The 24,666-nt window shown below is 42.7% G+C and carries 24 protein-coding genes and 1 pseudogene; 11 read left to right on the top strand and 14 right to left on the bottom strand.

Annotation, left to right across the window (positions count from 1 at the left end; translation table 11 throughout):
• Window positions 1-259: 259 nt before the first annotated feature.
• Window positions 260-883: a helix-turn-helix domain-containing protein gene (locus tag NL645_RS02500; protein WP_164665596.1), complete on the bottom strand. Its 624-nt coding sequence runs from the start codon at window positions 881-883 to the stop codon at window positions 260-262.
• Window positions 884-1,260: 377 nt separating this feature from the next.
• Between NL645_RS02500 and NL645_RS02495 the strand changes: the two genes are divergently transcribed.
• From NL645_RS02495 to gcvP, 3 genes are all read left to right on the top strand, one after another.
• Window positions 1,261-2,556, top strand: coding sequence for a serine hydroxymethyltransferase (locus NL645_RS02495; protein WP_005395177.1), 1,296 nt, complete (start codon window positions 1,261-1,263; stop codon window positions 2,554-2,556).
• Between the two features lie 53 nt (window positions 2,557-2,609).
• Complete coding sequence (gcvH, locus tag NL645_RS02490) at window positions 2,610-2,990, top strand: glycine cleavage system protein GcvH (RefSeq protein ID WP_046876056.1); 381 nt, start codon at window positions 2,610-2,612, stop codon at window positions 2,988-2,990.
• 128 nt (window positions 2,991-3,118) lie between these two features.
• On the top strand, window positions 3,119-5,983 hold the full coding sequence (gene gcvP / locus NL645_RS02485) for an aminomethyl-transferring glycine dehydrogenase (protein ID WP_046876055.1): 2,865 nt from the start codon (window positions 3,119-3,121) through the stop codon (window positions 5,981-5,983).
• Window positions 5,984-6,225: 242 nt separating this feature from the next.
• On the opposite strand, the gene NL645_RS02480 is transcribed toward gcvP, so the two are convergent.
• Window positions 6,226-6,627 carry a VOC family protein gene (locus tag NL645_RS02480; RefSeq protein ID WP_253651129.1) on the bottom strand — a complete coding sequence of 134 codons (402 nt, stop codon included), beginning with the start codon at window positions 6,625-6,627 and terminating at the stop codon, window positions 6,226-6,228.
• Window positions 6,628-6,868: 241 nt separating this feature from the next.
• On the opposite strand from NL645_RS02480, the gene NL645_RS02475 reads away from it, so the two are divergent.
• Window positions 6,869-7,330 (top strand): carboxymuconolactone decarboxylase family protein, encoded by a 462-nt coding sequence (locus NL645_RS02475; RefSeq protein WP_253651128.1) that lies wholly within the window; start codon window positions 6,869-6,871, stop codon window positions 7,328-7,330.
• Between the two features lie 104 nt (window positions 7,331-7,434).
• Window positions 7,435-8,175: a helix-turn-helix domain-containing protein gene (locus NL645_RS02470; protein ID WP_253651127.1), complete on the top strand. Its 741-nt coding sequence runs from the start codon at window positions 7,435-7,437 to the stop codon at window positions 8,173-8,175.
• Between the two features lie 119 nt (window positions 8,176-8,294).
• On the opposite strand, the pseudogene NL645_RS02465 reads toward NL645_RS02470, so the two are convergent.
• Both NL645_RS02465 and NL645_RS02460 read right to left on the bottom strand, forming a co-directional pair.
• Window positions 8,295-8,788: pseudogene (locus NL645_RS02465) on the bottom strand (YcxB family protein).
• 240 nt (window positions 8,789-9,028) lie between these two features.
• Window positions 9,029-9,289, bottom strand: coding sequence for a DUF5062 family protein (locus NL645_RS02460; RefSeq protein ID WP_005376453.1), 261 nt, complete (start codon window positions 9,287-9,289; stop codon window positions 9,029-9,031).
• A 1,268-nt stretch (window positions 9,290-10,557) separates the two neighbouring features.
• On the opposite strand from NL645_RS02460, the gene NL645_RS02455 reads away from it, so the two are divergent.
• From NL645_RS02455 to NL645_RS02435, 5 genes are all read left to right on the top strand, one after another.
• Window positions 10,558-11,085 (top strand): DUF6795 domain-containing protein, encoded by a 528-nt coding sequence (locus NL645_RS02455; RefSeq protein WP_253651126.1) that lies wholly within the window; start codon window positions 10,558-10,560, stop codon window positions 11,083-11,085.
• A 267-nt stretch (window positions 11,086-11,352) separates the two neighbouring features.
• On the top strand, window positions 11,353-11,814 hold the full coding sequence (locus NL645_RS02450; RefSeq protein ID WP_253651125.1) for a DUF6795 domain-containing protein: 462 nt from the start codon (window positions 11,353-11,355) through the stop codon (window positions 11,812-11,814).
• Window positions 11,814-12,965 (top strand): lipase family protein, encoded by a 1,152-nt coding sequence (locus NL645_RS02445; RefSeq protein WP_253651124.1) that lies wholly within the window; start codon window positions 11,814-11,816, stop codon window positions 12,963-12,965. Before NL645_RS02450 ends, NL645_RS02445 begins: the two co-directional genes overlap by 1 nt.
• Before the next feature lie 370 nt (window positions 12,966-13,335).
• Complete coding sequence (locus NL645_RS02440; protein ID WP_253651123.1) at window positions 13,336-15,096, top strand: ABC transporter ATP-binding protein/permease; 1,761 nt, start codon at window positions 13,336-13,338, stop codon at window positions 15,094-15,096.
• Window positions 15,097-15,600: 504 nt separating this feature from the next.
• On the top strand, window positions 15,601-15,993 hold the full coding sequence (locus tag NL645_RS02435) for a hypothetical protein (RefSeq protein ID WP_047008310.1): 393 nt from the start codon (window positions 15,601-15,603) through the stop codon (window positions 15,991-15,993).
• A 41-nt stretch (window positions 15,994-16,034) separates the two neighbouring features.
• On the opposite strand, the gene NL645_RS02430 is transcribed toward NL645_RS02435, so the two are convergent.
• From NL645_RS02430 to NL645_RS02415, 4 genes are all read right to left on the bottom strand, one after another.
• Window positions 16,035-17,039, bottom strand: coding sequence for a metal-dependent hydrolase (locus NL645_RS02430; RefSeq protein ID WP_253651122.1), 1,005 nt, complete (start codon window positions 17,037-17,039; stop codon window positions 16,035-16,037).
• Between the two features lie 333 nt (window positions 17,040-17,372).
• Window positions 17,373-17,831 (bottom strand): hypothetical protein, encoded by a 459-nt coding sequence (locus NL645_RS02425; protein ID WP_005395188.1) that lies wholly within the window; start codon window positions 17,829-17,831, stop codon window positions 17,373-17,375.
• A 94-nt stretch (window positions 17,832-17,925) separates the two neighbouring features.
• Window positions 17,926-18,954, bottom strand: coding sequence for a phospholipase A (locus NL645_RS02420; RefSeq protein WP_006742284.1), 1,029 nt, complete (start codon window positions 18,952-18,954; stop codon window positions 17,926-17,928).
• Between the two features lie 232 nt (window positions 18,955-19,186).
• Window positions 19,187-19,690 (bottom strand): DUF2938 domain-containing protein, encoded by a 504-nt coding sequence (locus tag NL645_RS02415; RefSeq protein ID WP_124007846.1) that lies wholly within the window; start codon window positions 19,688-19,690, stop codon window positions 19,187-19,189.
• A gap of 84 nt (window positions 19,691-19,774) precedes the next feature.
• Between NL645_RS02415 and NL645_RS02410 the strand changes: the two genes are divergently transcribed.
• Window positions 19,775-20,182 carry a helix-turn-helix domain-containing protein gene (locus tag NL645_RS02410; protein WP_005395191.1) on the top strand — a complete coding sequence of 136 codons (408 nt, stop codon included), beginning with the start codon at window positions 19,775-19,777 and terminating at the stop codon, window positions 20,180-20,182.
• Between the two features lie 64 nt (window positions 20,183-20,246).
• On the opposite strand, the gene def is transcribed toward NL645_RS02410, so the two are convergent.
• The 6 genes from def to NL645_RS02380 all read right to left on the bottom strand — a co-directional run bounded on the left by def (window position 20,247) and on the right by NL645_RS02380 (window position 24,554).
• Window positions 20,247-20,753: a peptide deformylase gene (def, locus tag NL645_RS02405; RefSeq protein ID WP_025559876.1), complete on the bottom strand. Its 507-nt coding sequence runs from the start codon at window positions 20,751-20,753 to the stop codon at window positions 20,247-20,249.
• 220 nt (window positions 20,754-20,973) lie between these two features.
• Window positions 20,974-21,432, bottom strand: coding sequence for an ABZJ_00895 family protein (locus NL645_RS02400; RefSeq protein ID WP_029817912.1), 459 nt, complete (start codon window positions 21,430-21,432; stop codon window positions 20,974-20,976).
• Window positions 21,433-21,463: 31 nt separating this feature from the next.
• Complete coding sequence (locus NL645_RS02395) at window positions 21,464-21,793, bottom strand: YceK/YidQ family lipoprotein (protein ID WP_164665587.1); 330 nt, start codon at window positions 21,791-21,793, stop codon at window positions 21,464-21,466.
• A gap of 313 nt (window positions 21,794-22,106) precedes the next feature.
• A complete protein-coding gene (locus tag NL645_RS02390) occupies window positions 22,107-22,358 on the bottom strand; it encodes a DUF2999 family protein (protein WP_005395194.1) in 252 nt (83 codons plus the stop codon).
• A gap of 100 nt (window positions 22,359-22,458) precedes the next feature.
• A complete protein-coding gene (locus NL645_RS02385; protein WP_253651121.1) occupies window positions 22,459-23,904 on the bottom strand; it encodes an N-acylglucosamine 2-epimerase in 1,446 nt (481 codons plus the stop codon).
• A gap of 113 nt (window positions 23,905-24,017) precedes the next feature.
• Window positions 24,018-24,554, bottom strand: coding sequence for an AAA family ATPase (locus NL645_RS02380; RefSeq protein ID WP_104973641.1), 537 nt, complete (start codon window positions 24,552-24,554; stop codon window positions 24,018-24,020).
• Between the last annotated feature and the right edge of the window lie 112 nt (window positions 24,555-24,666).

Below are 24,666 nucleotides of genomic sequence, written 5' to 3'. Positions count from 1 at the left end.
TTCGTCTCCATTTAGATAGACCCGAGAATGCTATCGGCATTCGATGTGTTTCCAATAATAAACACGGCTCATTCTATTTTGCACGAACAAGACGTAGATCGACTTGCAAAAGTGTGACTCTTAACATTTTAATCACAACAAATCGTACAAAAAAAGCGCTTTAATGAGTGTATTCTCATCAAAAAAGCGCCTTTTCATCATAACGACCACCGACAGCAATCGTTTGCTTTCACTATAGGAAATTTACAATAATTTATTACTATTTGGCTGTCACCCACAAAATGTGCGCATCTTCCTCGCTAACACTGGTCAACATATGTCCCATGTTCGCATCGTAATAGACGCTGTCGCCCTCGCTTAGAACAACAGGTTCGTAGAACTCAGAATAGAACATGACCTCACCAGATAAGATAAGCAAAAATTCTTCACCATCATGACGAACCCAGTCTTTATATTCATCAAAACTGCGAGCACGAATTTGGCTCTTAAACGGCATCATTTTCTTATTGGAAAGTTGAGTAGCGAGCAGTTCATGTTCATAGGTTTGCGTTGGGTGTGGTTTGCCTTCATTCTTCTTGGTAACATCCCTACGCCCTGTCGCAACCTTTTTTCTAGGTGGCTCAAAGAGTTGCGGCATATCAATTTGTAAGCCAAGCGCCAATTTTTGCATTGCTTGAAATGTCGGAGAAATCTGCTCATTTTCTATTTTACTCAGTGTAGAACGAGCAAGCCCTGTTCGCTGACTGGCTTCTTCTAGTGTAATACCAAGTTTTGAGCGGATATCCTTGATACGCTGACCCAGCTTTAATGGCTCGATATTTTGCTCATTTTGCTCTTTCGCTAACGTCATCGATGGGTATTCATCGTAAATACTTTCTGCCATAAATCCCTCTATAGATATCCTTATTTTTATCCTACTAGCATTGTGCATGAAGCACATAGTGGATAAAAGTCCACCAAGTGAATTAAACCGTGCTCTTGTTAACAATTTTTGAAATCTTGTTTCCTATAGGAAATTTTTGGTTGATTGTTCCCGCTGCAGGCGCTATGTTACCAACTTGTTAGATGTAGAGATGCATATTTCCGTAAGAGATTGGTAAAGGAAACACGCAATCCGACGGAGTTTTTGCCCACATTTAGGGCCGGATGTTCACTCTGTTCTGCTATGCAGTTCAGCTGTTTTGAGGACAAATGAACCACAACCGCAAATCATAATTCATCTATTGCGGGTTCATTTTAAGATTTGGAAGGTCAACTACCATGAATAAGAGTTACCCTAACCACAGCTTGGAAAACTTTTTCTCTACCAACCTCTCTGCGACAGATGATGCTGTCTTTGCTGGAATTCAGGCGGAATCCGCTCGCCAAAACGAACAAATCGAACTTATCGCTTCTGAGAACATTGTTTCTAAAGCGGTAATGCAAGCTCAAGGCACATGCCTAACAAACAAATACGCTGAAGGTTATCCAGGTCGTCGTTACTACGGTGGTTGTGAGCACGTAGATACAGTGGAAGCCATTGCTATCGAACGCGCGAAAAAACTTTTTAATTGCGAATACGCAAACGTTCAACCTCACTCAGGCGCTCAAGCAAATGGTGCGGTGAAACTGGCTCTTCTTCAACCAGGTGACACCATTCTTGGCATGTCTTTGGACGCTGGTGGCCACCTAACACACGGTGCACGCCCAGCACTTTCTGGTAAATGGTTTAACGCAGTTCAATACGGCGTTGATCGCGAAACACTGGAAATCAACTACGACGACGTTCGTGCACTTGCAGTAGAACACAAACCAAAGATGATCATCGCAGGTGGCAGTGCTATTCCACGCGTTATCGATTTTGCTAAGTTCCGTGAAATCGCTGACGAAGTTGGCGCAATTCTTATGGTCGATATGGCGCACATTGCTGGCCTTATCGCAACAGGTGCACACCCTAGCCCATTGCCACATGCGCATGTTGTGACAACCACAACACACAAAACATTGCGTGGCCCTCGCGGCGGTATGATTCTTACTAACCACGAAGACATCATTAAGAAAATCAACTCCGCCGTATTCCCTGGCCTACAAGGCGGCCCACTGATGCACGTTATCGCAGCAAAAGCGGTTGCATTTGGAGAAGCGCTTGGCCCTGAATTTAAAACTTATATTGATTCGGTGATCAATAACGCAAAAGTCCTAGCGGAAGTATTGCAAACTCGCGGTTGCGACATCGTAACTGGTGGCACAGACACGCACCTAATGCTGGTTGACCTTCGCCCTAAAGGCTTGAAAGGCAACAAAGCAGAAGAAGCTCTAGAACGTGCTGGGATCACATGTAACAAAAATGGCATCCCATTCGATACAGAGAAGCCTATGATTACATCGGGCATCCGTTTAGGAACGCCTGCGGGTACAAGCCGCGGCTTTGGCGCTGAAGAATTCAAACTCATCGGTAATTGGATTGGTGACGTACTGGATGGTTTGGTGAACAACCCAGAAGGTGACGCAGACGTTGAAAAACGCGTTCGCAAAGAAGTAAAAGAACTTTGCAGTCGCTTCCCTCTTTACCAATAAACGATTTTTTAAAAATCACAATAATTCCTGACAAGTTATTTGGAGATTAAGCAATGGACAAAACACTGAAGTTTACAGATAGCCACGAGTGGGTACGTGACAACGGTGACGGCACAGTAACACTTGGTATTTCTGAGCATGCGCAAGAAATGTTGGGTGACGTAGTATTCGTTGACCTACCAGACGTAGAAGACGAAGTAGAAGCAGGTGAAAGCTTCTCTTTGGTTGAGTCTGTAAAAGCAGCGTCAGATATCTACTCTCCTGTTACCGGTGAAATCGTAGAAATCAACGAAGAACTAGAAGACAGCCCAGAGCTAATCAACGAAGAACCGTACGAAGGTGGTTGGATTGTGAAAGTGAAGCTTTCAAACCCATCTGAGTTGGATGACTTAAAAGACGCGGAAGAATACCTAAACTCTATCGAAGAAGAGTAATTAGGATGTGACGAAAGCTGTTCCCTAGCCTGTTTAGAGAGCAGCTTTTTTTCTAGGTTCGGACGTATAATTAAATGTGTCACTAACGACCATTTCCGTTACCCGAGCCAAGGAGTAGGTAAAGGACAATGACTGAATTACTTCAAAGCCTCAGCACACAAAATGAGTTCGTTGGACGCCACAACGGACCAAGCAAATCAGACCAACAAAAAATGTTGGATGCCATCAACGCGGTAAGCCTTGACGCCCTCATCGAAGAAACCGTGCCTGCACAAATTCGCCTAGAACAACCAATGACGTTGGCAGAAGCGAAAAGCGAAGCAGACATGCTAGTGACGATGAAGCAGTTTGCTAAACAAAACCAAATTAAACGTACATTCATTGGCCAGGGCTACTACAACACGTTTACTCCAAACGTCATTCTACGTAACGTGCTAGAAAACCCTGGCTGGTATACCGCTTACACACCTTACCAACCTGAAATTTCTCAAGGTCGCTTGGAAGCCCTTTTAAACTTCCAACAAATGATCATCGACCTAACTGGTATGGAAATCGCGAACGCCTCATTGCTAGACGAAGCAACAGCGGCAGCAGAAGCAATGACTCTGTGTAAGCGCGCAGGTAAGAGCAAGAGCAACGTATTCTTTGTGGCTGACGATGTTCACCCACAAACGCTAGAAGTAGTAAAAACTCGTGCAAAATTCATCGGCTTTGAAGTTCTGGTTGGTTCGCTAGAATCCCTACCAGAGCAAGACGTGTTCGGCGCATTAGTTCAATACCCAAGCACAACAGGTGAAGTTCGTGACCTAACGGACATCATCGCAAAAGCGCAAGCAAACAAAACGCTTGTCACTGTTGCGACTGACCTGCTTGCTTCTACCCTATTGAAACCTGCTGGTGAAATGGGCGCAGACGTAGCAATCGGTTCTGCACAACGTTTTGGCGTTCCTATGGGTTACGGCGGTCCACACGCGGCATTCATGGCAACGCGTGACAAACACAAGCGTACCATGCCAGGTCGTGTGATCGGTGTTTCTATCGATACTAACGGTAACCAAGCACTGCGCATGGCAATGCAAACTCGTGAGCAGCATATCCGCCGCGAAAAAGCGACATCGAACATCTGTACCGCTCAAGCATTGCTAGCGAACATGGCGTCTTTCTACGCGGTTTACCACGGCGCAGAAGGTCTACGCACTATTGCTCGCCGTACACACCATATGACTGCGATTATCGCCGCTGGCCTAACCAAAGGTGGCTTTGAACTTGCTCATAACAGCTTCTTCGATACCATCACGATCAACACAGGTTCAAAAACAGAAGAGCTTTACGCAAAAGCACTTTCAGCAGACATCAACCTACGTCTACTACCTGGCAAGCTAGGTATTAGCTGTGACGAAACAACCACGGTCGCTGATGTAGAAGCACTATTTGCAGTCTTTGGTGTAAAAGAAGACGTAGCAGCACTATCGACGGAAATCGCAGGCAATGAGTTTGCGGCAATTCCAGAAGCGCTACGCCGCACAACAGAATACCTGACTCACCCTGTATTCAATACGCACCACAGCGAAACGCAAATGATGCGTTACCTGAAACAGCTAGAGAACAAAGACTTCTCGCTAACGCATGGCATGATCCCACTAGGCAGCTGTACGATGAAGCTGAACGCAGCAGCAGAGATGATCCCAATCACTTGGCCTGAGTTTGGTTCTATCCACCCATTCGCGCCAGCAGAACAAGCGGCGGGCTATGCAGCACTAGCGAAAGATCTAAAAGAGAAGCTTTGTGAGATCACAGGCTACGACGCATTCTCACTTCAGCCAAACTCTGGTGCATCTGGTGAGTATGCAGGTCTTATCGCGATTCAACGCTACCACGAAAGCCGTGGCGAAGGTCACCGCAACGTATGTTTGATCCCAAGCTCTGCGCACGGTACTAACCCTGCGACAGCATCTATGGTGTCAATGAAAGTTGTCGTGGTTAAGTGTGATGAAGAAGGCAACATCGACATCGACGACCTAGCAGCGAAAATCGAGAAGCACAAAGACAACCTATCAAGCATTATGATCACTTACCCTTCTACGCACGGCGTTTACGAAGAGAAAGTGAAAGAAGTGTGTGAAATGGTTCATGCCGCTGGCGGTCAGGTTTACCTAGACGGCGCTAATATGAACGCACAGGTTGGTCTAACATCACCAGGCTTCATCGGTTCAGACGTTTCTCACCTAAACCTACACAAAACCTTCTGTATCCCACATGGTGGTGGCGGTCCGGGTATGGGTCCTATCGGTGTGAAATCTCACCTGGCGCCTTTCCTACCAGGCCATATTGAAGACGGCGTAGAAGGCGAAGATTTTGCAGTATCAGCAGCAGATATGGGTAGCGCTTCTATCCTACCGATCTCTTGGGCTTACATCGCAATGATGGGCGAAGCAGGCCTAACAGATGCAACAAAAGTAGCAATTCTGAACGCAAACTACGTGATGGAAACACTTCGCCAACACTACCCTGTTCTTTACCGTGGCAAAAATGGTCGTGTAGCGCACGAATGTATTATCGACATTCGTCCACTGAAAGAAGAAACAGGCATCAGCGAAGAAGACATTGCGAAGCGTCTAATGGACTACGGTTTCCACGCACCAACTATGTCGTTCCCTGTAGCGGGCACGCTAATGGTTGAGCCAACGGAATCGGAAGATCTAGAAGAGCTGGACCGCTTCTGTGATGCGATGATCGCTATCCGCGAAGAAATGGAAAAAGTGAAAAACGGTGAATGGCCACTAGAGAACAACCCTCTCGTTAATGCGCCACACACGCAAGTTGACCTTTCTGCTGAAGAGTGGGACCGTCCTTACTCTCGCGAGCTTGGCTGCTTCCCTTCTAAAGCGACCAAATCTTGGAAGTACTGGCCAACAGTAAACCGCGTAGATAACGTATACGGCGACCGTAACCTAATCTGCTCGTGCCCAAGCATCGATAACTACGAAGATTAATTTTTGGTAGCATCTAAATAGACAAAGGCGAACCGTTTGGTTCGCCTTTTTGTTTTTGGTGTGCCGCCCTGACATTTGTTGGTACATCAAGAAGGAATGATAACTAGTTATTGTTTGCACAAAAGTGATTTAGAAATATTGTAACTTCTGAGAACCTTAGAATTAGAAAAATATCTCAGAACCTTAAAAGCTTGTTGGAAACTCCTCATGAACACTATGTTATGCAGGTGCTGTGTAGTTTCTCAGTTCAGTTGCAGTAAGTCCCATTTATTACCATAGAGATCTTGGAACACCACCACTGTCCCGTATTCTTCCACACGAGGCTCTTCATTAAATACAACACCATTTTTCTTCATCAACTCGTAGTCACGCCAAAAATCATTAGTTTGCAGAAACAGGAAAACACGACCACCTGTTTGATTTCCTACTGCATGCGTTTGCTCCGGTGTACTTGCCTGAGCTAAAAGTAGGTTTGTACCATTGGAGTTTGGAGGAGAAACTTGAACCCAGCGTTTACCACCTCCTAGGTTGGTATCTTCAACCAGGGTGAATTGAAGTTTTCGAGTATAAAACTCGATAGCATCGTCGTAATTTTCAACGACTAGAGCAATGTTTCCGATTTGCTGCTGAACAGTTTTGGACATGATGATTTCCGCTGCGTCAAAACGCTAATTGTACGCTATTTTGAGACTTTTCTAGAAAGCACGTAACGCCTTGCAAATGTGTAAGGCACACAATACGCATGTTTACGCACAGCATCAAATGGACATCCTTTTTCGCTTTCGTCGTTCACTCTTTTATCTAACTTTATTGAGTGCATGTCGAAAATCTTCAATCTTTTGCTAAGAGCGTTTTTTATTATGTGAAAAACAGAGGAGAATGACCATGAAAAAACGACTCAACTATATTGAAGTAGTGCCAAAGGCAATAGAAATCCTGTACGCTCAGGAAGCTTACTTCCATGAACAATTTAGCCAATCAGAAACCATGAACATGATCATATGGGAACTGGTTAAGTTACGCATATCGCAAATCAATCAATGTGCATTTTGTATCGACATGCATAGTAAAGATGCGCTTAAGTTAGGTGAAAAGCCGGAACGCATATGGGGGCTTAGTGCATGGAGAGATATGCCATTCTACAGCGATGCAGAACACGTTGCACTAGGCTGGGCTGAATTACTAACTGCTGGCCTACCAGTAGATGATGATACCTATCAGCTGACCTTGAATACCTTCGGAGAAGAAGCTATGGTCAACCTAACAATTGCGATCAACGCGATCAATAGTTGGAACCGAATAGTTAAGGCATTTAAGCCAAAGGTTGGAGACTATAAACCTAGATAATTCTATCTGACAGTTTTTACTTATAAGTCGCTGCTTATTCCTCAGCTTAATATGATGAAAAGTACATGTATATCACTTTCTCATTTAAGTTGAGGTTAAATAGGATGATTCATTTGAACCTAGAATTTGATATTTTAAAACCTCAAAAGGCTTTAGCTGGCTATGTTCAAGCCATTTGGTCAGCATCCGTCAAACCTGATACGACGCAAACCGTACGTAAACAATTACTCAGTGATGCTGGTACAGGTGTGGTATTCATTTTACAGAATGAAGTACAAATGGATGGTGAGTGGCAAACGCCAGGGGTTGTCCTACTACCTGTGAGCATTCTGGCACATCAAGTCTGCCTACCGCCAGGCGCGGTGATGACTGGCGTACGCTTTCATCCTGCAGTTGGTTATCAACTATTTGGTAAACGCCTAGATCAGCTATTGCGGATTCAAGACGACCACCCTTTGGCTTCTTCTGCGCTAGCAACATTTGAGTCTCTGAAAACAGCGCGTTCGCCGTCTGCAAGGATTTCTACTTTGTATCGCTGGGTTCAAGCACTGATTGAGGAATATGAACCACAGTACGTCCGCCACATCATTGACCAGCCTACAGGGACGCTCAGTCAGCGCCAGAGAGAGCGCAATTTTCAGAAATGGTTGGGGATTACTCCTAAACATTACCAACGCATTAAACGAGTGAAGCTCACTTTAGAGCAACTCCGAGCGCAACCCGATCTTACTTTATCGGAGTTGGCGCTGGAGCAAGGTTTTTCCGATCAAGCACACATGACTAGAGAATGTAAGCAGATTGCGCGCATGACACCGAAGCAGTTTGTCCGAAAGAGAAATCTCTAAACCCTATTAGTTTTGTACATCAAACCCAGTTGATTCAGAATCAACCAATCACTTGTTATGAAGTTCGATCATATATCACCTACTTTTTAGATCGCTCATTCCAGCTTGATGTGAATTTGTTAGCTCGCTTTTGATGCCGCGTGCTGCTCTACCATAAACGCGCTCACTTCTTCGTTTAAGCAAGATTTGCTGATGTATTGGCGTTGTTTACCAAGGTGAAGGATAAAGCCCAAATCAGTTTGTTCGAGTTGGTCGATATCATTCCTGCGAGGCTACGGTCAACTTTACCGCTTTTGTAGCGCACGCCATCTGCATTCACTTCAAAAACCACTTTACTGCCACGGCTTGAGCTGATGGTTTGACGCCACAGCCACCAAGTTCTTTTGAAGTAAACGCTGCACGCTTCAATCACACTCAATACGATAAAGAACCAACCGACATAACCGTTAGGTAGCAGTTCAAACTCTAACAAAACCACACCAAAGACAAGAAACAGTATCCCTTTTAGGTACGCCTGTGGAAACTTCGTTGGTTGGCTAGTTTGATCATAACACTCAGCAAAGAAAGGTTTGTCGAGTATGTATTCTGTAGTGAATTCGAAATCTTTAGACATGTATGGTTACTTCAAGGCTTCTGTAAATGAGTAATCTTGGCTGCACTCTCGCAACGCCTGCATTGTAGCGCTTCTCGGGATTTATCTTTAGTCCTTTTGATTCTGTTTTGTAAATCAATGATACCGCCACGCAAAAAGACCTCGGTGCACTCGCCAAGATCAAACAAGGCGAACCATTTGGCTCGCCTTGTTAATTAATGGCCTGTGTTAAGTAATAACCTATGTGACTTCTTGAGTTTTCTACTTTAGAGGGTCGTTGTCTGGCAATGCACTGTGTATCCATACTGCCAGTCGGTGTTTGATGCTTGCGCCGTCTAGCTTACTTTCCGGTAGTGGCGTTATCTGTTTTGCATCGACCAAGAATAGGTAAATCGCTTTTACTCTCAGAGGTTGTGGTGACTGTGGGAGGTCAAAACCTTGTAGTTTCGCCATCTTCCCACCAATCTCTAGTGCCTTCTTGACCAGTTTGTCTTCATTGTGAAGCTTGGAGCTTTTTGACATTGATAAATCCTCTTCTTCGCTTCGGCTAAGAATACATGAGGTGTCACGTATGGCGTGTTAGTAAGCTCACATATTGATAAGTTTATGTCTTGCTTCCGAGTCAGCACTCAAAAAGCAAACCGAATTGTTGTATTGGTGAGTTTGCTACCAGCCGGGCTAGTCTCTCAAGCAGATCGCATTTTTTAACAATCACGTCTAAAGCGTCAAGTTCGAATAGAAATTCATTTTTTGCAACACCCTTTAGTCATATTTCTCGTGTGGCTTGCTCAATCACACATCGCCTCGCAAACAGGATTCCGGCCCCAGTCTAAGCAATGTGATACTCCAGTAATACAGATCTGTAGGAGATTACATGTATTAGCAGTTTCATTATGATAAAATTAGCATGTGCAACTAACCAAAATAGGCACACTAACAGATTTTTCGATTCTATCCACTAAGTTATGTCGTGAAAATCGGTTAAAGAGCTCTGAAAGTGATTTAGCTGGAACATGATCTAGAAGATTTGGTTTTGTATGCCTTTATATTTCCAGAAGAGCTTTATGAGTAGTTCAAACGCCAAGCAAATCACGAGACAAGTGGGTAAACCGTAAGGTTACCTGTTACTATCTGTATGTTTATAACTACTACGAGTAATTTTTAGTCCTGATAGTTATCACTTTTAGTTAAAACACTGATGTATCACATGGGAACTTTGTGTTTTAAATACAATAAATCCTCAGCTTCTTATAGGTCTCTATGGATTCAGCTAATATTATATTTACTTATGAAACTAAAAATTTCATCAGCAAGAGCTCCATTTTAGGGTGAGCATTGACATGCTATGATAAAGTATTTAACATCAGCCATAACCATCTATTATCTATTAAATTTTACATAATCCTTATGGATTACTGACATTTCTTATTTTCACCTTATAATTATTCATTGATAGAATTACACAAAAATACAATGATACTAATTATCTTTATTTTTATAAAAATTTGGAGGAGAATTGTTCTATCTTGATATCTCCATAATTAAATTTTTAGTCATACCTAACTTCTTGTTCAAAAATTTAGATTTCTATATATTAGAAATCACCTATAATCAATGTAACTTATTGATTATATAAATTGTGTTAATGAACAGAGCTCTCAAGCTTGAAAGTAAACCTATATGAAATCATTAAAATTGTGATGAGAATCTCACATAAATATAGACTAGGTATTACCCTTACCCATATTGCGCGACAATTTAACTAGTTTCATTTCAGGTGGGTTACAATTGTGTTAGATTTAATTTTTATAGCGTCAGAATACTTTGCACTAATATTAGTTATCATGTTGATTTTTATTTTTGCGTTTGGATATTTTTTTAGTGGTCAAGAAATCCAAGAGTATACTCCAAACATTAAAGGGCGTATTACCAAGAATGGGTTCGCTATACAAGACTGCATTATAGAACTTAGGATTAAATCTAGTAACCACTCATTAAAATACAGATGCCCTACAAACGAAGATGGTGTATTTACATTTAATTCGGTTTTAAGAAAAAGAAGAAAGGTTCTAAGTATTTTTGATGGTATTTTTCAAAAGATGCTGTCCATAGAAATTTCCGCAATAGTTGACAACAACAAAGCTATAATCTGGAAGGGAATTTCTAGGCAATTATCAATTGAAAATAACGAAAGAGAAAATATGTCTAATTTACATTGCGAAGTTAGCAATCCTATTAAAAAATATGATTTCCATTCATATGGAGATTCTGTATTGAGCCAATGCGAACTGATTAAATTCTTGCGAGTAAATAGATAATACCTATTAAAAACTATAACATTTATCTATAATTAAATCCTACAAAATCATAAATATAAAATTATCAAATTAATCATGGCACAATCTATATTGTGCCATTTTTATTAAAAACACTTTAATCTTTAGGTGATACCAAACTTAATGTAATTGTTTTTTATATTAGTTACAGTTCAAGTTCACCTCATGTCGCATTTTATGCTCCCCCTCCTAGAGTTAACTTCACTTTAGAAGTAGTATGTTATTTTTAATTTTTACCGAGTGTTTGAAATGAATAAAAAACAACTTGATGAATATACACCCAATATAAATGGGGTAATAAAAAAAAGTGGGATTCCTGTTAGAGATCATGAAATAATATTTGGAATAAATTCCGAAAAAATAAATGAAGAATTAATTGTCAAAACAGACAAAAATGGTGAGTTCAATTTTGAAGCAATATATGTGGAGAAAGACAAAAACACGGAAGGAATTTTTCATGAAAAACGTGTCTCCATTTATATTATCACTAATTACGATGACAAGAGAGTGATACTTTGGAATAGTACATTGAGCGGATTCGTTGTAAGTGATTTTGAAAGAAACAATCTTGGAAATTTAAATTGTGAGATTAACAACCCGATAAGTTCCTTTGCATTTAAAGATGGAGAGGGAAACTCTGCACCAGTGTATGTTTATAGCCAATGTTCATTATTTGGCTATTTTCAATCGGAAGTTATTGGAGATTCATAGTGAAGTCATTAACCCCTCGTCTAGCTTCAGCTATAGCAGAAGTACCTTATGATGTTTTTTCTGGCGAATTAAACAACGTTCCTACTGATGTTGCTAAACAATTTGAATTTGATACCAAATTAAAAATTTTCAAAGCAACATCCAAGTTAATAGGCTTAGTAAAACAAACAACAAAGTTTGCTGTAATAGCTGAAGGTAGAAAAGGAACTCAGTATGCCGATTCTTTGGTTATATCATTTAGAGGTACTGAGAAAATAATTGGTGACATTATCACAGATGGACATGTTGGCCTAACTGGCACATCCTCAGGTCATATTGTTCATGCCGGTTTTAAGAACTGTTTTAATAGCATTCGACCGCAGATATCCAATTATATTTTATCTTATAAGAAAACCTACGGAACCATGCCTAAAGTAATACATTGTGTGGGTCATAGTTTAGGGGGAGCAGTAGCCTCGCTAGCTGCAGAGTGGTTGAGATGTACTTACCATGCTCGAGTTCACTTATATACATTTGGTGCGCCTCGGGTTGGCTTTTTACCTTTTGCACGTGGAGTAAGTAGTGAAATAGAGAAAACCTATCGCTGTACGCATGGTGCTGATCCAGTACCAATGGTGCCTCTTTGGCCGTTTGTCCATGGTGGTAGCGAATATAGACTCGATGGAAGCTCTGGTATATACGCATGTGCCCACGGATTAAGCTTGAAAGCAACGCCAGGATACATGAATACTGCCAATACACAGGACTGGGAAGGTCTGGAGTACTCCTCCGATATTTATCTTCGACAACCGACTACACTTTCATATTTTAACAGGCATAACGCCCACTTCAACTCCACTTGGATAGCAAAAATCGGTTCTGCAATCATGACTTTACTTAAGTTAAGTGGCCAGGCTCACAGAGCTCAAGCATACATGACTGCAGGAATGACCTGTTGGGATTTATTGGCTAAGTTGCTTCATAGTATTAGCAAAATAAAAGTTAAATATGCAGAGCATTTGCGCGGGATTCTTGGCCATATGAATGTAATGTCTGGAAATCCAGCGTTAGATGTATCAAACATCACTTATTCTGTAATTAAAAATTGTTTTTCTCGTTTTATAAAAAAGCTGAAGCAATTTGTAGGACACGCAATGAATTTGGCAAGATAAGTTATCTTCTTATAATAACAATACTATATAACAGTTAACTATTATATAGTATCTAGGTAGAGCACGTTTGTAATTACCTGGTTTCTGTTCACAGAAATTAGCTTAGACTATTATTTTTACAGATAAAAACATTCATTAATTACGTGCTCATTTCGAACATCGAAGGTACATTTTTTATCAGTTACTATACAGAAAACATTATATTTCAATAGAATATCAAGGGAAACATTTCTATTTAAAGTTCGAGTTATAAAAGTTACTTATGCTCCCCCACACACTAAACTCGCCTATCCGAAAACGGTAGTTCGCTGGTCTCACCAACCAAACTGGCTTACTATGCCAGGTACCTAAAACGCTTTGTGAGTCACTCATGAGCCGAAAAAATAACAAAAATCTCAGCATTCTTCTTAAACTCAACACCTTTATTGCACCTTATAAATGGCGGGTTGTGGCGGCTTTGGTTGCCCTTGTCGCGACGGCAAGTTTGACGTTATCCGTTGGCTATGGGGTGCGTATTCTTATCGACCAAGGCTTTGCACAGCAATCATTGCAAGAGCTCACCAATGCGATTCAGTTTATTGTCGGTGTCACACTGTGTATTGCCATTGGGACGTTCTTTCGCTTCTACCTTGTGTCTTCCGTAGGTGAGCGCGTCAGTGCGGATATTCGCCTTGCGGTGTTTAACCATGTGATTACGCTGCATCCGAGCTATTTTGAGACCAACAGTAGCGGCGATATTATGTCGCGCCTGACTACCGATACCACGTTGCTGCAAAGCATTATTGGTTCATCGTTCTCGATGGCGATGCGTAGCGCTTTGATGTGCTTTGGGGCCATCATAATGTTGTTTGCCACCAACGTTAAGCTCACGCTGATTGTGCTTGCTTCTGTGCCTTTGGTTTTGGTTCCGATTTTGTTTTATGGACGACGCGTGCGTGCGCTCTCTCGCCAAAGTCAAGACTCAATGGCCGATGTCGGCAGCTACGCAGGTGAAGCGATAGAACATATTAAAACCGTGCAAAGTTTTAGCTCAGAGCCGTACGAACGAGCGGCTTTCGCTGTCGAGGTGGAAAAAGCGTATGAAGTGGGCAGACAGAGAGTAAAACAACGCGCAATCCTGATATCAGGCGTTATTGTGATTGTGTTCAGCGCAATTGCAGGCATGCTTTGGGTTGGCGGCAGCGATGTGATTCACGGAAAGATGTCTGCGGGAGACCTAGCAGCGTTTGTGTTTTACGCCATTATGGTTGCCTCATCGACTGCAACCATTTCCGAAGTCATGGGTGAACTGCAAAGAGCCGCAGGTGCTACCGAGCGACTGATTGAGATTCTTCAAGTAGACAGCGATATTAAAGCGTCAAGCAACCATTTGCCTGTCCGTCCGGATATGCCTGCTGAGGTTAACTTTAATTCGGTGAGTTTCAACTACCCTTCTCGCCCAAATCAACCAGCTATCAAAGAATTAAATCTAACCGCAGAACAAGGCAAAGTATTGGCGTTGGTTGGCCCTTCTGGTGCAGGTAAAACAACACTATTCGAATTGCTGCAACGCTTTTATGACCCACAACAGGGGCAAGTGTTGTTTGGTGGCGAAGATATTCGACAGTTCGACCCAAAAGAGCTTCGACGCCAAATGGCACTCGTACCACAACAGCCAGCGCTGTTTAGCCATGATGTGTTCCACAATATTCGCTACGGCAATCCAGAAGCCACGGATGAACAAGTCATCGAAGCCGCCAAAAAAGCTCATGCCCATGAGTTTATTGAGAAGCTTCCCGAAGGCTATCACAGCTTTTTAGGCGAGCGCGGCGTTAGACTATCAGGTGGTCAAAAGCAGCGCATTGCGATTGCCCGCGCGATTCTAAAAGATCCAAAAATCTTACTACTAGACGAAGCTACCAGCGCCCTTGATAGTGAAAGTGAACATCACGTTCAGCAAGCACTTGAAGCACTGATGAAAGGACGCACAACACTTATCATTGCTCATCGCCTTTCGACTATCCAACATGCGGATAAAATAGCGGTGCTGGACAATGGTGAGTTAGTCGATGTTGGTAACCACCAATCATTAATGCAAAGCTGTGAGTTGTATCAGCGACTCGTGGCGTTACAATTTAAGCACTTAGAGTAACGCCTAGTTAAGCCCTCAAGAATAAGCAAAAACGGACCAAGTGATTTAATGCCAATAGCTTAACGATGTTTTTGTGTCATTCCAGCGAGCCTTGGCGAGACTAGGAATCTAATAGCAACGTGCTGAGGAGTGGTTAAAGAGACAATTTTGACCATAAAGAGCTAGGATAGAAGATCCTATATCACGCACCTTCGCCGCTGTACAAGATAACGAAATACAAAAAGATGCCACTCGTAGTTAAACGAGCGGCATTAAACCAAGTGGTTCTCGTTTTAATACAGGAACTCCGGTAAGAATCCAGTAACCAGCGTACTCTCCCTTCAACTAGAAACACTCATCCCCAAGTACCATATAAAATCCAATCAACTTCATTTGTAACAAGTTAGGTTTCAAAAATAGGAAATTACCACTGTAAAAATTCACCGCGTTTTGTCTTGCTGCCTATGGTTACAATGTTCGTGAAATCAATGCCTTTAAACCAAGTTACAAGTAAGTGGCACCGAGATGAACAGTGAAGCGAAACAACTTTTTTATCATTTATGTCAGCAATACGATGCGCTTTCTCAAGAACTAGAGTCTCGCGCGTTTCCTGAGTTTTCCGAGACCATCACTCATCCGCTTGGACACTGCTTTGTCCGTTGCCCTGTTGGCAGTCAGCGCTTTTCCATTGTTGCAGTCAACTTTGCGCCCTCCGTTCGCGGGCAAGGTGTGCTTACTGCATTTATCGACTACATTAAAAGCCATCCATATCATTACCAAGGCGTTGAGGTCGCTATCATTGAAAACAAAAGCTTAGCAAAACGACTGTTGTCTCTTGGCTGGAAGTACAAGTCTCTGTTTGGCAAAGTTTTCTTCGCCAGCAAGCCTACCCTAGTGAAGGACTTTCAGTCAGCGTGATGGTTATTACGACACCGCATCGGTACCCAAAGTAAAAACCATCACTCAAAATCCGTAAGCATATTGAGAAAAGTTTGGCGGTCTTCCGTTGTACTACCTCGATGAGCAGTGTATTCGACGTGTTCATCCGCGCTGGCTTTTGGGGATAGATTGATGCCCCACAGCGCGTTAATTTGGTTTGGAACGATGGAGTAACGCACGTCAACAATTCGCATTTCGTTATTCGGGTCTTGCGCTACAAAACCATTTGAAAACCAACGGAAACGTTCGATGTCTTTCGCTTGCTGCGATTGCGGATCGAGCCATGGAAATTGAGTCTTCACATTGAGCTTTGGTGTGGATTCGCCTGGGTAGATTTTTATTGAACGCCCCACTCTTACCGCATCCACATAGTAGTTATCTTCCGTTTCATAAATCACTTTCCAGACCAAAAGATTCCCGAAGGTTGGTTTTGCTTTTAGCTGCAAAGCGCTGTGCTGTCTCTCTTGGACGATTTTCCACCCGGCCGCTTCTGCTCTATCTCGTTGAATAACCCCAAGAGTCAGATAAGCCAGAGACCATAGAAATGCGACACGCGCGTAGCTTCGATTTCGCTTCAGTGCGGCAAAGAAAAGCAGGATCAAAATCGGAAGTGAGAAAGCGGGATCGATAACAGAGATCGTATTCCAGGCATAGCGTGTGTTGCTTATCGGCCAAAAAAGCTGAGTCCCATAGCTGGTGCAAGCATCTAACAGCGCATGGGTGCTATAACCAAGGGCACAATAAAACCAACTCTGCCGGAAGCTTAGTCCTCGCTTTTTTGCTAACAACGGATACAACACTAAAGCACAGAGAAAGCTGCCAAAAGGGATAAACAACAATGAATGGGTAAAGTGTCGGTGATATTCCAAAAACAGCAATGGGTCAGTTGATGAACGGATAAGTACGTCCAAATCCGGCGCCATCCCTGAAACCATGCCTAACACGCCAGCAGCCACAATGTGCCGCTTGTTACTTGCAGACTGTGGCAAAGCAGCGCCAAGTAAACCTTGCGTTAACGGGTCCATTATTTACGCCCGCAACGAAAATGTAGCCGAGATAGAAGGCATATACGCTTCAAAATAGGCTCAAATTTAAAAACCAGAACGTTCTCCGACATAAATTATCCGTATTTAAGTGGATTGGAAGACACACCTTAATGACGCATTAAAGTGTTCGAAAACAAACACTTTGATTTTAGTGTAAGAAGGAATCGCCCTATTCGCTAGTGAGAAGCGAACCTAAAGCGAGGCTTGTGGTGTACGTCAAAAGTACAAAACTGCGGATTTTACAGATGCAAAAATAAAACAAGGCGAACCGGATGGCTCGCCTTGTTTACTGAAGGATTAACGACAAAAACCTTAGTCTTGAGGGTTTTCTTTCGCGTTGATTTCAGCGTAAGTGTGCAGAAGTTCCGTCAATGTTTTTACCCAATCAAAAACATCCGAAGGTGTATTTTCGAGTAGCTTTTCCACTAGTGCACAGTGTGTTTCTAACGTGATCGCCTCTTCCAAATGGAATGAAATCGCATAGAAATGCCAAAGAACCAGTCGCGTCATTCGCTCGCTATTTTGCTTCGCATTGTCTGAGTCATCAAACGCTTGTTGAATTTCACTCAGTGCGATTGCTGTCATGCGTAACATGGCATCAAGACGTGCAGACAACATACGGTCTTCGCTATCCACTTCTTCTTGATCGAAAGTAAATAGCTCATTCATCACGTCTTCAGGCACCATTTTACTGATCATGCGAGCACTAAACTCTTCCAGTTCATGACGAGGCATGGTTACAAGACAATCGAAGGTGTAATCACGAAGCATAAAATCACTCTAGGTTGGAAATCAATTTCAGCCACGCATTCTAAATACTGAAATCTCAATTGCCAGCGTTTATTTCTATTGGGCTACCGAAAAACTACAGGACACCGTTGATCGCAATACCAACACCAATACGCTGCTGATTATGATCATAGTCAATCAAGCTCTTACCATACCCCGTCGAGTACTGTGCGTATCCCTGAAGTTTGCCCCAGATCGGAAATGACACCCCTAATTCGGCAAAGCCTTTATGCGTTTGGAAGTTCTGGCGGCCTAAGAAGGTAAACTCATAACCATTCCATTTGTACGCACTCGATAGCTCAAAGTGCCCCATGTAATCTTCGATATCCGGGTTATCATCACCTTTAGGATCATTCGGAGATGTTTTTTCATCCTCAGGTATACGCCACCACGGTTGAAGAGAAACCGCAAAATTGTCTTTCGCAAAGGTTAAGTTGGCATAAACACGATTCCAACTGCGCGATAACTCTTGTCTCTGCCCATTCGACTCATGTTCAATACCAAAACCTAACCAAGTCGAACCATCAAGTGGCTTCCAGTCTGTCGGGGTATAATAAAAAAGCTCAGGACGATAATTGGTTTCACGAAATGGACGCGATGCTGCTCCTGTGTACACCTGCCAAAATGACTTTAGCGTCATACCAAAGAACAAACCATCCCCATCAAACAACAAATCGTCGTAGTTCATTGGCACTTTAAAACTAATTTGGAACTCCGCTTCTTCCTTACGCAACTCATCTCCGTACTTAGTGTCCGCATAAGCACGCTTATTTACGCGATCACTGTAAGTGAACGGCAAGATGTAGTTAACACGATGCGCCACCAAACTAAATGGTTCAAAGGCGTTTTCTCGTTCTGATTCCAAACGCTTGTCGACCAAGCTTTCCTGAAGCTCCTCAGGTTCTTCAATTTCTGGATCAGCGGGCACTGTACTTGTTACTGCATCGAGCTCACACTGCGCGCGAATGCTCTTTATGGTTTCCTCACCTTTGCTTTGCTTGATTTTGTCTAGCAAACATAAATCATAAGCACTGGCTGTTTCTCCCATCGCAACTGGCGCTGCCAATAAGCTCAGTATTGATATCCCTGCCACTTTTGAAGCCATCTGAAACCCTTAATATTCTTTATGTCAAACCAGATAATTTTAATTTTTCTTGGTAAACCGCTTGCCATTCTGGCGTTAAGGCAATGTTAAATGTTCGCTGACTTTACGTCTTGGATAAATACGACAGACCTCAAACATATCCGCCCACTATGAGCAACGCGCCAAAAACGACCAAGAGTTGAGCATCATAAATAAAAACAAAAAAGACTCGTTTGCATGATGCTCATATTCCCTATGCAAAATACTGGCTCGCCACTTTGATTGCAAACGCGGCTATGAATAAACCCAAGCCATAAGCCAAATGCGCCAATGTGCTAAGAAAACGGGCTTTCCAAGGTGTTGGGGTTTTACTGGCAGCAAAACCAAATCCTAAACAAGGTTGAATGACAAAAAATGGGAAGACCAACGTGACCACACCAGTGGCTAAGCCGGGCACTAGACTAGGCTCTACCAACCAATGATGCCCAAAAGCAGCAATGTGAGCCAAAGCGAAAAAAACACCAATGGCATAGTGCAAAAACCAACCGAGTGCTTTTTCTCCCGACATCGGGTCTGTTGCCATAATTGGCGCATGCATAAGCTTTCCTTTGGGCATGTACAAAACCCAGCGCGCGACCAATGCATAGTTTAGTGAGGGAATACCAAACACTCTCCTTTGTAGCCAAGCCCATAAATCCATTATCAAAGTCGCACCAATCCCTATTAGCGCCGCTTGTAATCCTATTAAAAACAGCATTTTTCGCTCCTCAAGTTTTTGATTTGTTAAGGTCTTAGTTGCATGCTACAACTTAAAGCCAACTTGAAGTCAATGAGGAATAATATGGATATTGCAGAAGTGGTTAAAAAATCAGGATTGCCGACCTCAACGCTCAGATACTACGAACAGTTGGGGTTAATTCGCTCGATAGGAAGGAATGGATTGAGACGTCAATATTCACCAGAGGTACTCAATAAACTCAACATCATTAGTTTGGGGCGTATCGCTGGAATATCACTTAACGAAATGGCAGAAATGTTGAATCACTCAGAAGGTTCAAAACCATACATTGATCGTGACTTACTGGCGAAAAAGGCGCTTGAAATTGATGAGCAAATAACACGTTTGAAAGCGGTGCGAGACAGCCTAAACCATGTTGCCACCTGCCCTCATGAGTCACATATGGACTGTTCTTCATTTCAGAAGCTTATGAAGATCGTGAAGCGTTATGTCCCCAAAAAAACGCGATAAAGCACTCTACTTATTCTTGATGTAAAAGGAAGTAACTCGCGGTTGTGAGTTACTTCCTTTCATATTACTTAGCTTGCGCTTTTACGTACTTCTTCACTTTTTTCATCGCCATTTTTTGCTTTAACGGTGAAAGGTAATCAATGAACAAGTTACCAGACAAGTGGTCGATTTCGTGCTGCATCACAATCGCTAAAAACTCATCGCTCTCGATTGTCATCGGGTTACCATCACGGTCCAATGCAGACACAACAACTGATGTGTAACGCTCAACATCGGCGTAGTATTCGGGAACAGATAGGCACCCTTCTTGACCAAGTGCTTTGTTTTCTCCGCTCACCACTTCTGGGTTGACCAAGATTAAAGGATCATTGCGTTCGTCAGAGATATCGATGACAACAACCGCCTCTTTTCTACCCACTTGGGTTGAAGCTAAACCGATGCCATTGCCCGTTGCGTAAAGTGTTTCTAGCATATCGTCGATCAACGTTTGTATTGTCGATACGTCAGTGACTTTTTCTGCTTTTACTTTAAGCCTTGGGTCTGGAATGGAGAGAATTTCGAGGACTGCCATACTTACCTTTCGTTATCTGTAAATCGTAATTTCCGGCGAATTATACACACGTTTCGGCAGACATAAACATGTTGAGTTTTCGTGGAAAGACCGTTTCGTCTAAAACATTCGATTTTGCTAGAGACCAAAGAGGCAAAAAGAAAGAGAAAACAATAACGCCAGCACGATATGGCTGGCGTCTTTTTTACGTATCTATCTTTAAGCGTTCGTTATTTGTGAGTTACGCACTCTTTTGCGCTTTTAGCAAAACCTTAATCGCCATTTTTTCACCACTCTTGAAAATAAAGTACCCGAGACAAACGGTTATTAACGTTAATACAACGATAATAATACTGAACCAGCCTAGTTCCGCTATCAGTTCAAATATAGAGATGCCCAAAAACATTAAGATGAGAGAAAACACCACTAAGCTCGATAAATTCCAAAGCAGCACTGAATACCATCTCGTTGTCGAAGGCATTATATTCCCTGTTTTATAGCCAAAATAATATCCTACACTCATCGCTGGTATTAACGTCCCAAGAAAGCCGACACCGTTCATTTCCATGCCAGAAATGTACTCAATAATAAATAGCAGTATGGCCAAACAAACTGATGCCAAACACAAAAGCGACGTTACAAAGAGCACCGAGGGAGCGTTGTTTTCTGTTGAGTAATTATTTTTCGATTCCACTTTCATTTCCTTGCATTTATTTCAATAAAATCAGATTTTAGATCATGCTGCCGCTTGGACAACCTAGAGAAACAACGCCGCCATAACTCGTTGTGGGTGTAGCTACCATGACTAAATCAACAGGAAGAAACACAACGTCCGTTGCTAACGACAAAGGGATGTCAATCAATGAAAGTGGATATAACGCGATGGAAGTAATATCAGATCTTAAATAGCAAGGTTGTCGTGCGACTGATAACGCGGTGCCTGAAAACGGCTTTCCGTATCCGCCACCAGCATGCGCATCTATAGACGAACACCCCATCATTAAAGATGCTGACACCACAAGAAATACAACTTGTAGCTTTTTAAATATATTTATTTTCATTTAACCTAGATTCCAACTAACTATTATTTTTAAAACTAAACCCTCTCTCAAATTGTATATTCAATGAATTTACTCATATGGGCCTAGTGCAACCATGTTAATACGTTCTATGTATTAGAAACAATTCATTTATTTCCAATAGCACCCGTGAGTTCATGCGACGTGACTAGAATCGCACTTGATTTTTTATGCAAGCACCAAATTAAGCTCAATCTATTCGCTTTCCCGTTGGAGTCTCGTACCTTTCATCTGATGTAAAAAAGCCGCCAGAACCGTTTGGCTCTGGCGGCTTTTGTTTTTATCGAAAACTCGATTACTGCTGTAGCTTCGCTTTGGCTTCTACTACTTTGGAGAAGTCTAGGCCTAGCTCTTCCACTGCTTCTTTAATCAGTACAGGGTTTTGCATTACCTGCGCCATCAACGCTTGAAGCTGATCTTGTGGCAGACCTAGTTGGCTGATAGTTGCCATTGCAGCCAGAGGGTTTTGAGTTAACGCCTGAAATAGCTCGTTGATTTGCTCGTCGCTAATATTGTTTTCTTTCAACATCGCAAGAATCGGGTTCATCAAATTACCTTTAAATACTATGTAAAACAGACCCGCAGTTTACCATTGGGTTTTGTTAGTTTGCACGCAGACTTTAACCACCACACCACCATCGACCAAGTTATGGTCGAATATTGGTGAACGTTGCGGTAGTGACTCCATCACTTTGCGATGAAAGCGCTTTTATATCTGCGTTAAAGTAATATGGATTAAGTGGCATTTTACTCTCGGCTGGTCGCGCGTAGTAAAGCTTGGCGGGCTGTTTTGCCATTTGTTGCGCGTACAAATACCCGACCAACGCATGTTCAAACTGGTGGTAACCATTCCCCCAATGGAACGCTTTGGTTGATTTAGGATTCAGACCAACACCTCCGTATTGATGATCCACCCACACGTCCATAAAGGTGGGTAACGTGTATTGCAACGTTTCTTTCATCGAATCATCGACAAGAGAAACCGTCATCGCCGCTTGATCGAGTTCTGCCCATTCCCAAGACGAGCTATAGTGTTTGTGCGGTCTTGATTGCCAAGCAGGAATGCTCTCTTGCGTCCATTTACTCTGCCATTCTGGTGAGAAGAACGCTTTGACTTGCTCAAAGTTTTGCTGGTATTGCGCTTGTTTAAGCGTATGTTTCATTCCTTTGAAACCAAACTCTGTCCAATTGGATTTCCCCAACAACTGACCAGTGAGATACGTCATCCAATACGCTTTGATGGTGTGTCCAAAATCATTGTGTTTCGCATCTGGCATCATTACCGCTTTGTGGTGTATCGCGCCATAAAAGCGCTGCTCTTTGTCGGAGTGGTATTTATCCAGCATCACTTGCGTTAGCCACTCCAGATCTTGTTTCCACTTGGCTTGCGCTGGTTCTGGTAAAAGTGGCGCCGTTAACAACAGGTAGCCATTGATCTGGTCAAGTTGAGCGACTAACTCTTGCTGCTTCTCACTTTCTCCATCACCGTCTTTCAAAACCCACGCCAAACCGCGATCATCGCTTCGTCGGTATTGTTTAAATATAAACGCTTGCTGGTCGATAAGTGCTTGTTCAACCTTTGGATCTTGCGTCAAGTAGTAGTACATCGCCAAGCCCACCAAGGCGTAAGCTTGGTCTTGAGAAGTTCGCTGTTGCCACTCCATCCCCGGTTTTCCACTACGCGTAAAGCTCACGAAGCCGCCGTTTTTCTCATCTTGTAGATGATCAATCAGGTAATAAGCCCCTTTCTTTGCCAGCTCTAATGCTTGTTTGTCACCCGTAAGATGAAAAAGCACGCCATAAGCGTAAGTTTGGCGCGATTTCATGCGTGTGTATTCGCGATCGAAGTGCGGGCTAATCCACCCTTTGTTTAATTCTTCACACGGCTTTTGTGGGTCGAGAATGACACCGTTATCACAACGAAATGTCGGAAAATTCCCCGCAGGTTGCCCATGCGCGCTTTCCATCATCCAATATGGGGCTAGGCCATTCGTCACATGGTTTAACCAATCATCCCCCGAAGGCAGGTCCACATCAGCAAAGCTGTTCATGCTCGTCGTTGCGAGCAATAAGGTAAGATATTTAAAAGACATAATGCTCAATTAAGTCATTGAATTTTATCCAGTATAAATAACTCCCTTTACGCATATTGTCGTCGTGGTCACAATCGCCTTACGCATTTGTTTACATTATTCATCTGTCTGCCTTATTCGATGACTGAGTCGAGAATAAACGCCACTCTGTCTTCGACTGACATTTTGGGCACTTCGATCAATTGATAACCGAACTTGTGGTATGCATCGACCATCTGTTGATACGTGGCGACCGCTTCAGAAAAACCTTGCTTTCGCTCTTCATCGTTGCTGAATATCGACGCCCACGGTGGAAAAATGAATACTTGAGAATGATAACGAAACGTCTGGCAATGCGTGATGAGCTCATGCGAGATTGGCAGTTGTTCCAACTTACTGTAGCCATATACGTCCACAATACTGCGATCAAAAAACACATTCCCTTGGTGGGCATTGAAAGCTCGGTAATTGCTCACTTCTGCCTTCATCATTTCGTCTCGAAAGGCTTGTTTGTCATTCCAAGGTAATGCTGAACCGTAATTCGCAACCTGCCTTTGTATTACGTGACGACCTGTTTCTGGCGAGCAGATAAAGCCTTGTGTTTTTAGTTGTTCGATTACCGAGGTTTTTCCTGCACCGGGACCACCAGTGAATACGATGAGTTTATTCAAAATTGTTTCCTTATTTTTTTGTTTGAGTGAAGTAATGCGTGTACAGCCAAGAAAATTGGCATCATCTGGCGTTTGAAATTGACATGGCATTTGGCACGCCAGCGTTAAGCGA

This window comes from Vibrio sp. Y51_MX_L26 (genome assembly GCF_024181935.1).
GTDB classification, from domain to species: Bacteria; Pseudomonadota; Gammaproteobacteria; order Enterobacterales; family Vibrionaceae; genus Vibrio; species Vibrio diabolicus.
The sequence above is the reverse complement of the archived record's forward strand: the minus strand, read 5'-3'. Positions and strand labels throughout refer to the sequence as shown.